The sequence below is a fragment of the Sporichthya polymorpha DSM 43042 genome, assembly GCF_000384115.1.
GTDB lineage: Bacteria > Actinomycetota > Actinomycetes > Sporichthyales > Sporichthyaceae > Sporichthya > Sporichthya polymorpha.
Genome location: NZ_KB913029.1, coordinates 239485 through 245937, shown reverse-complemented (window position 1 = coordinate 245937; position 6453 = coordinate 239485). Strand labels below are relative to the sequence as shown.

Sequence of the window (6453 nt, the reverse complement as noted above, 5' to 3'; positions counted from 1 at the left end):
GGCCGTGGCCATCACCGAGGCCGACGATGCCGCGGAGGTCGCCCGCTACGCCGCCACGATCGCAGACCTGTCCGGCCTCGACCTGTTCGCCGACGACACCGGCTCCGACACCGGGTTCGACACCGGGTTCGAGACCTTCGGCTACCCCACGACATGGCGGTGACCAGCTGGGACGAAGCCATCCGCGCCGTCGCCGTCACCTTGGCCCAGCTCGCAACGCGTGGATCAACTGGCTCGCCACTGGCGAACACGATTGGCCGGGGCGGTCCCGCCAGCCCTGCCCGCCACGCCCCCAGCCGTGCACGTGAGGCTGTCCATGACAGCGCCCAGGACACCGTCCGTGCCGATGTTGATATCGAGGTGGCGGTAACGGCACGAGCGGCGGTGCTCGCCGGAGCCGCGGCGGTTCTCAAGGAGCTGGCCCCGTCCGCGGTGCGGCGACGTAGCGATATCGACCTGCTGGGCATGGCCGAGTGTGATCCCGTTCGGGCGTTCGGCATCGTCCTGCACAACCGCGGCCGGCCTCAGGTGTCGCGAGCGCCGAGCGAACTCCTCGACGCCGCCCTGACGGCAAGCCCGGCAACGTGCCGGTGGGCGGCGGCCGGACGAGACTCCCTGCTCGCGGACCGGATCTGGTCGGCTCTCCTTCATCCGCTCGAGGACGACGAAGCCTGGCACGCCATCGCGCAGGTCGCCGCCGTCACCGAGCTGATCGGCTCCCTCGATCCTGGACTCGCCCGGATCGCCGTCGAGGCATCCCGGCCCGATCTGGTGACCTACCTCGATCACAGTGCCGGGCTGCGCGTCATTGCCCGTGAGGTGCGCACGCTGACCGGTGGTCCTCCCGGTGAAGCCGGATCCTCGCGCCTCTCGTCGCGCCTGTCGTCGCGCCTGTCGTCGCTTCGCCTCGGCGGGCCCGAACCTCGCGGGATCATCGTCCCCACGGGCGGGCAGGCCGCCGCGGCCGCGGTGCGACGCCTGACGATGATGGTCAAGGACAGCCCGACACTGGCTCCGCAGCAAGTCCGAACCGTTGCGACCCTCGGGCGAGACCTCAGCATCCTCGCGGCCACGGCGGGTGCCGTCACGCCTTCCGGTGAGCTGGCGCGCGAGCACCTCGGTGCGCTGGGCACCGCGCTACAGCGCGTTGTCGCGGGCCGCCACGGTGAGGCGTCCTTGATCGAGCACCGCGGGCCGGCGCTGGAACACCAGATCCGCGAACTCGCCGTTTACACCCGCGCCGCTCTGCGTGGCCGCGCGCCACGCCCCGACGCGGAGGAAGCTTCCCTGCTCGCCGGCCGCCTTCCGCGGCTGCTCGCCGTCCTTGGTCAACAAGCCTGGGGAGAAGTTGCCGCCAAGAACTGGGCCATCCCCGATCGCAGCGAACGACCACTCGCGCGCTACGTCATCGCAGCCGCTCATCACCCGGACCACACGCCGCGCATGCTCATTCAGCTGGACCACGCGATCGCGGTTGCAGACGCGCTGCGCATCCCGGCTGATCGTCGCGTTGGCGCGATGGCGCGGCGCTCACCACCGGCCGTGGAACCAGTGCTGCACGGCGCCCCGCCCGCCGCCGCACACCGGGCTCAACCCTGCCAGCCCACGATCACCGCACCGACCCACCTCCCGCCTTCGCTGTGACAAGGCGCGCTTGGACCGAGGGGTCGGCGCTCGCAGCGCATCAGATATGACAGTCCATCAGAACAAGCTCACCGGCCCTGCAACGTTCTCGACGGCGCCTTGTGGACCCGACCTATCCGAACGGGACCTATCCAGCCTGAGCGGTGTCACGATCCCCGACACATCCGTCGGCTGTCGAGATCTCCGACCGAACGCTGGCCGCCGCACGCTCGGTCGTCTCATACACCGGGATGACGCCGCTCAGGCCGGTGATCCGCAAGAGGCCGGCGCTGCGCTCGGAGGAGCACACGAGCCGAACGGAACCGTGATGATCGCGGGCCTTCTTCATCGTCCCGATCAGGGCGCCGAGTCCGCTGGAATCCATGAACAGCACGTCCTCCAACTCCAGGACCAGGTGCCGGTGCCCCGCGCTGATCAGACCGGACAACGTGTCCCGGACGCTCGGCCCTGCGAACACGTCGATCGCCCCGGTAAAGGTCACCACCACGACATCGCCCTCGATACGGGTGAAGATGCTCGCGCAGTCGTCGGTCGTGTCGTCCATGGCGGCGCCCCCGGTTCACCGTCGGCGGAGTCCGCGAACTAATCGGCTAGCCGCGTGCCCCCGCCTGCGGATTCCCCAGCATGCCAAGGCCGGCCACCTCCGTGGCCGTCGTCGTCCAGACGTAACCAGGTGTTATTGGTCGCCGTCGGTCTGAGAGCGGGTCCACCGCCGCGTCGCTCACGCGGCGGTCCCCAGGGCCATCAGAGCGGGGCGCGATCGGTCTGGACCGCGATGGTCACCGTCGCACGCATGGGCGCCCTAATTGGGACGTTCCTTTCTCAGGAAAAGATCAGCCGAACGGAGGAACCAGGGGTCCTCCGATCGGATCTAAGCGGGCGAAGACGGACATTTCGACCTTGATCCGGGGGGATCTCATGACGCTGCCGATCCGTTCACTCGCCGCCCACGCCACTGCCGTGACTCTGCTCTGCGCGGCGGCCACCGTCGCCTTCGCGCCCGCCGCTGGTGCGGCGGAGGACCGCCCGCTCGACCAGGTCGCGGCCGCGGTCGCTCAGGTCATCTACCCGGACGCCGAGGGCATGGAGAGCGACTGGACTGCCCGCGAGCGCATCGATGGGTGGCTCGGGTACAACAGCTTCCCCGGTGGCCCGCTGGGCCAGTGGGGTCCAGGCCCGGAGGGGGTCGGCTACTACGGCACGGTCGGGGCACTGATCGGCGGACCGCCACTGCCCGGGTACCGCGACGAGTGGGGCGCTCAGCGCGGCCCGGGCGGCGACGGCGTGGCGGCCGTCGACGAACTCGTGTTCGGCCCGTCGGAGGACTACACGGGAAGCGAGGACGCCGTGTACTTCCCGGGCAGCGACCCGACGCAGCCGCCCGGTCCGGGCTCCATCAATGCCGGTGTGGCGCCGATCGGGAGCGCGGAATGAGGCCGGCCACGGCGCGGCGCGGCCGGCTCGCCGCAACAGGTATCGGCGTGGCGGCATTGCTGTTGAGCGTGACTGGGGGAGCGGCGTGGGCTGCAGGCGCCTACGGCCAGGCGCCGATGGACTTCATCGGTGGCGTCAGCGCGGTCATGCCCGATGCGGTTATGCCCCACGCGGTCACGGGTTCCGCTCAGGCGAAACCGGGAGCGCCGGCAGGGCAAGGCGTCATCACCTACACGGCGACGGTCCGGCTGAAGCCTGGGTCCAAGCAAGTCCGCCTGTCCAACGTCACCATGACGCTGACACCCGTCGATGCGTTCGGCAACGCGATCGGTCCAGCTCGTGCACTTCCGGCCGGATCGGCCAACCTCCGCCCGTCCTGGAGCGCGCGTACGGCCCCGGTCTCTTGCCGCACGACCGGCCCGAAGCGTAAGGACGTCACGCGGTTCCACCCCATCCGTATGGAGCTCAACACCGAGGTCGGGACGCTGAATCTGGCCTCCCTGTTTGCTCGCTCGGCCCGCACACCGTACGTCGACGCGCCGAACGCGTCGGAGGTGATCTCGTGCTTCGCCGGCGGGGCGACGATGTCCGAGGGTTATCGGTTGCTGCAGGCCGGTGCCGGTTCGGCCTACCGCGACTCCCTCCAGGGCCACGGGATGGGTATGGCCTGGCCCGACGGCGCACCGGGTGGCGTGACTACCAAGGGCGCGCCTTTCCCGTTGGGGTTTGAGACCAGAAGCGGTGTGGTGGGCACAGTTCGGCAGGGTCCTGGTGGTCGTCTGACCGGGTCTTTTGTGGCGCCGGCTGAGAACCCGACCGAGCCGTACACCCGCAACGCCGCCTACGCCTGGTGGGAGATCGCCGACGACTGCCTCGACGACTCACGCTGCAGCGGCATCGGAGACCGCGGATTCCACGGCTCCACCGGCAACGCCGCCTGGATCGTCGACAAGGGAAGCCCCGCAGTCTTTGTGGTCACGGGCTTTGCCCGTTACGCATGCGCGGAGCCGACGGCGCCCGTATGTTCCTGAGCCCCCCGGGGACGGGCGCTCTCGGCTAGCGCCCGTTCTCAAGATAGGAAGTCAGGCCCTGCTCACGAGCATGGACCGTCGGTCACCCACCGCGCGCGTCGCTTGATGAGCAGGGCCTGACATGTCGTCAGATCGCGGAAAGCCAACTCCGAGAACTCCTCCGGGTAGAGGTGCCAGCGTCGGGCCGGTATGGGGTTGCATCCTTCGTCCATCCCACCAGACCTCACCGACTCTCATGCGTCCGATCCTGTGGAGATGAGGCGGTCAGGACCCACCCCGAGCGCCGGGCAACACCGCATGGTCCGCTCGATGCTCGGTGCGGCAGCCCGTGCGGGACGCCCAATCGCTGAGCCGGTGCAGGGCGAGAGCGAACTGGGCGTGCCACTCCAGGGGAGCCTCCGGGCGACCGGTGATGTTGAACGCCGTGATCCAGGCGGTGCGGAGCGCGGAGAGTTCCTCGACCAGTGCGCCGTGGTGTTCCCAGCACGGCGGCACGGTCCGGTGGTCGAGGGCGTATCGGTCAACCAGCCAGCTGATCCAGTCTTCCAGTTCCTCGAGGGCGTCCTCGGTGTCGATCTCACTGAGGGTGGCCCAGCACAGCGGAAAGGTCGGGAACAGGTCCGGCGGCAGCGTCTCGGGCTGGCCGGGGAATTCGAGGTACTCAGGGCTGTGCTCAGGGCTGTGCTCGGGGGTGTGGTCGGGACTGGTCATCGGTAAATCCCTCCTGGCGTCGAGGCCGGTGATGACAAGGGCGGTATCGGCGTGCCTGACCCGGGCCGTTCGGCCTCGGCCTGGCGAGCCGAGTCGAGGTCGCCGGTCTCGGCAGCGACGGTCAGGGTGTCGCGGATCGGCAGCAGCCGGCGCAGCGAGATTGCTTCGGTTCGGCGGCGGCGCAAGGTCGCGGTGGCGGAGAGCTCGCCGCCGTCGGTGGCCAGCACCTTCTCCAGGACCTGACGCACCGTCGGAATCGGGTGCTGGTCGGGCGGTTGCGGGCAGGTCAGGTCCAGGCCGTCGAGAGCGGCGTAGGCGTGGTTGGCGGTCTGGCCCCGGGTCATGGCGACGTAGAACTGTTGGCGGGTCATCCCGTCCTGGACCAGGGCGTGCCCGCGTTCGACCGTCATGCCCTGGGCGCGGTGCACGGTAGCCGCGTAGCCAAGCTCGACATGGCGACGCACGTACTCGCTCGGCAAGCAGACCGTGCCGGGCAACCCAGCTTCTGGCCCGGTGATCCCGCTGCCGGACGGCAGGATCGCCGCAGGGTGGGCGATGCCTGCGCTGGGACGGGGGAGGGGACGGACCTGGATCGACCCGTCCTCGTGGGCGGCGGTGATCTGCCACAACGCACCGTTGCGCACATACCCGTCCCCGCTGGCGCCTGGGGCCCCGTCTTGGGTTGTGCCCGGGATCAGGAGCCGCCGGTCGTTGCGGCGGGTGACCACGATGTCCCCGACGCCACCGACGGTGTCGTCAGCCAGCGCGATCCCGTCAGCACGCACGAGGCCGGCGTCGACCCGGTCGTCATGAGCGCGCTGGTTGAGCGCGGCGACGGTGGCCCGGTCGGTCGCGAGCAGCACGGCGCTGTGCCCGTCGGCCACATCAGCGGCCCAGGCGGCGTAGGCGGCCTCGATCATCAGCTCGCCCGGACCGCCGTGCAGCCGGTCGTGCTCGGCGTAGGCGTCCAGCGCATCCGCGTGCCCGCGACGCAGGCCGCGGGTCGCCTGGGCCTCCCAGCGATGGGCGAACCGCCACAGGCCGGTGAGGTGGACGGTGTGCGGCTGGTCGGCCAGTAACGCGAACACGCCGCCGGCACCGACCGGGTTGAGCTGGTGGTGATCCCCGACCAGTACCAGCTTCGCGCCCGCCGCGAGGGTCTGCGCGGCGAGCGCGTCGAGGTCGCTGGTGGGAACCATCGATGCCTCGTCCAGGATCAACAGATCTCCGGTACGCAGGGCCCAGCGCGGCGTTCCCGCGGGCGTGCCGCCGGGTGTCTGGAGAGCGTCGGTCCGGTCGCGGCGGGTTTCGTAGAGCCACTTCGCGGTGTTCTCACACGCGACGCCGAGCGCCGCGGCGAGTTCGGCCGCTGCCGTGGCTGAGGGCGCCAACCCGCGCACGGACCCCACGCCGTGGACGTGTTCCCACCCTGCCCGCAACGCCCGCAGGGTGCGGGTCTTGCCCGTCCCTGCCGGCCCGACCAAGACGTCGACCCGGCGAGCGGAGGTGGCAAGCGCAACCACCGCTGCCTGCTGGTCGGCTGACAACCGGCCCCCGGATGCGCCCGGTGGGATCCGGGCCGCGGCGGCGGCCAAGTCCTCGCGGGACAGTCGCGGCGCACCACCGGTTGCCG

General features: G+C 70.4%; 6 protein-coding genes. 3 read left to right on the top strand and 3 right to left on the bottom strand.

What is annotated here, in order from left to right; translation table 11 throughout:
* Positions 1 to 153: 153 nt before the first annotated feature.
* Positions 154 to 1644: a hypothetical protein gene (locus SPOPO_RS0101275; RefSeq protein WP_211210827.1), complete on the top strand. Its 1491-nt coding sequence runs from the start codon at positions 154 to 156 to the stop codon at positions 1642 to 1644.
* Positions 1645 to 1771: 127 nt separating this feature from the next.
* Here the strand turns inward: SPOPO_RS0101275 and SPOPO_RS26875 are convergent, their stop codons facing one another.
* Positions 1772 to 2188: an STAS domain-containing protein gene (locus SPOPO_RS26875; protein WP_019872972.1), complete on the bottom strand. Its 417-nt coding sequence runs from the start codon at positions 2186 to 2188 to the stop codon at positions 1772 to 1774.
* Positions 2189 to 2562: 374 nt separating this feature from the next.
* On the opposite strand from SPOPO_RS26875, the gene SPOPO_RS0101265 reads away from it, so the two are divergent.
* The gene (locus SPOPO_RS0101265) at positions 2563 to 3078 is read left to right on the top strand and encodes a hypothetical protein (protein WP_019872971.1); all 516 of its coding nucleotides are present in this window, start codon (positions 2563 to 2565) and stop codon (positions 3076 to 3078) included.
* 47 nt (positions 3079 to 3125) lie between these two features.
* On the top strand, positions 3126 to 4109 hold the full coding sequence (locus tag SPOPO_RS0101260) for a hypothetical protein (protein WP_156869446.1): 984 nt from the start codon (positions 3126 to 3128) through the stop codon (positions 4107 to 4109).
* A 264-nt stretch (positions 4110 to 4373) separates the two neighbouring features.
* Here SPOPO_RS0101260 and SPOPO_RS32155 read toward each other — a convergent pair whose 3' ends face one another.
* Positions 4374 to 4820, bottom strand: coding sequence for a hypothetical protein (locus tag SPOPO_RS32155; RefSeq protein WP_019872969.1), 447 nt, complete (start codon positions 4818 to 4820; stop codon positions 4374 to 4376).
* On the bottom strand, positions 4817 to 6415 hold the full coding sequence (locus tag SPOPO_RS26865; RefSeq protein WP_245541655.1) for an ATP-dependent DNA helicase: 1599 nt from the start codon (positions 6413 to 6415) through the stop codon (positions 4817 to 4819). The genes SPOPO_RS32155 and SPOPO_RS26865 overlap by 4 nt, the downstream gene beginning before the upstream one ends.
* Positions 6416 to 6453: the final 38 nt, after the last annotated feature.

Bases quoted from the DNA above. Each gene is read 5' to 3' on its own strand.
- SPOPO_RS32155 (WP_019872969.1), bottom strand. From the start codon at position 4,820: ATGACCAGTCCCGACCACACCCCCGAGCACAGCCCTGAGCACAGCCCT.
- SPOPO_RS0101275 (WP_211210827.1), top strand. From the start codon at position 154: ATGGCGGTGACCAGCTGGGACGAAGCCATCCGCGCCGTCGCCGTCACC.
- SPOPO_RS0101265 (WP_019872971.1), top strand. From the start codon at position 2,563: ATGACGCTGCCGATCCGTTCACTCGCCGCCCACGCCACTGCCGTGACT.
- SPOPO_RS26875 (WP_019872972.1), bottom strand. From the start codon at position 2,188: ATGGACGACACGACCGACGACTGCGCGAGCATCTTCACCCGTATCGAG.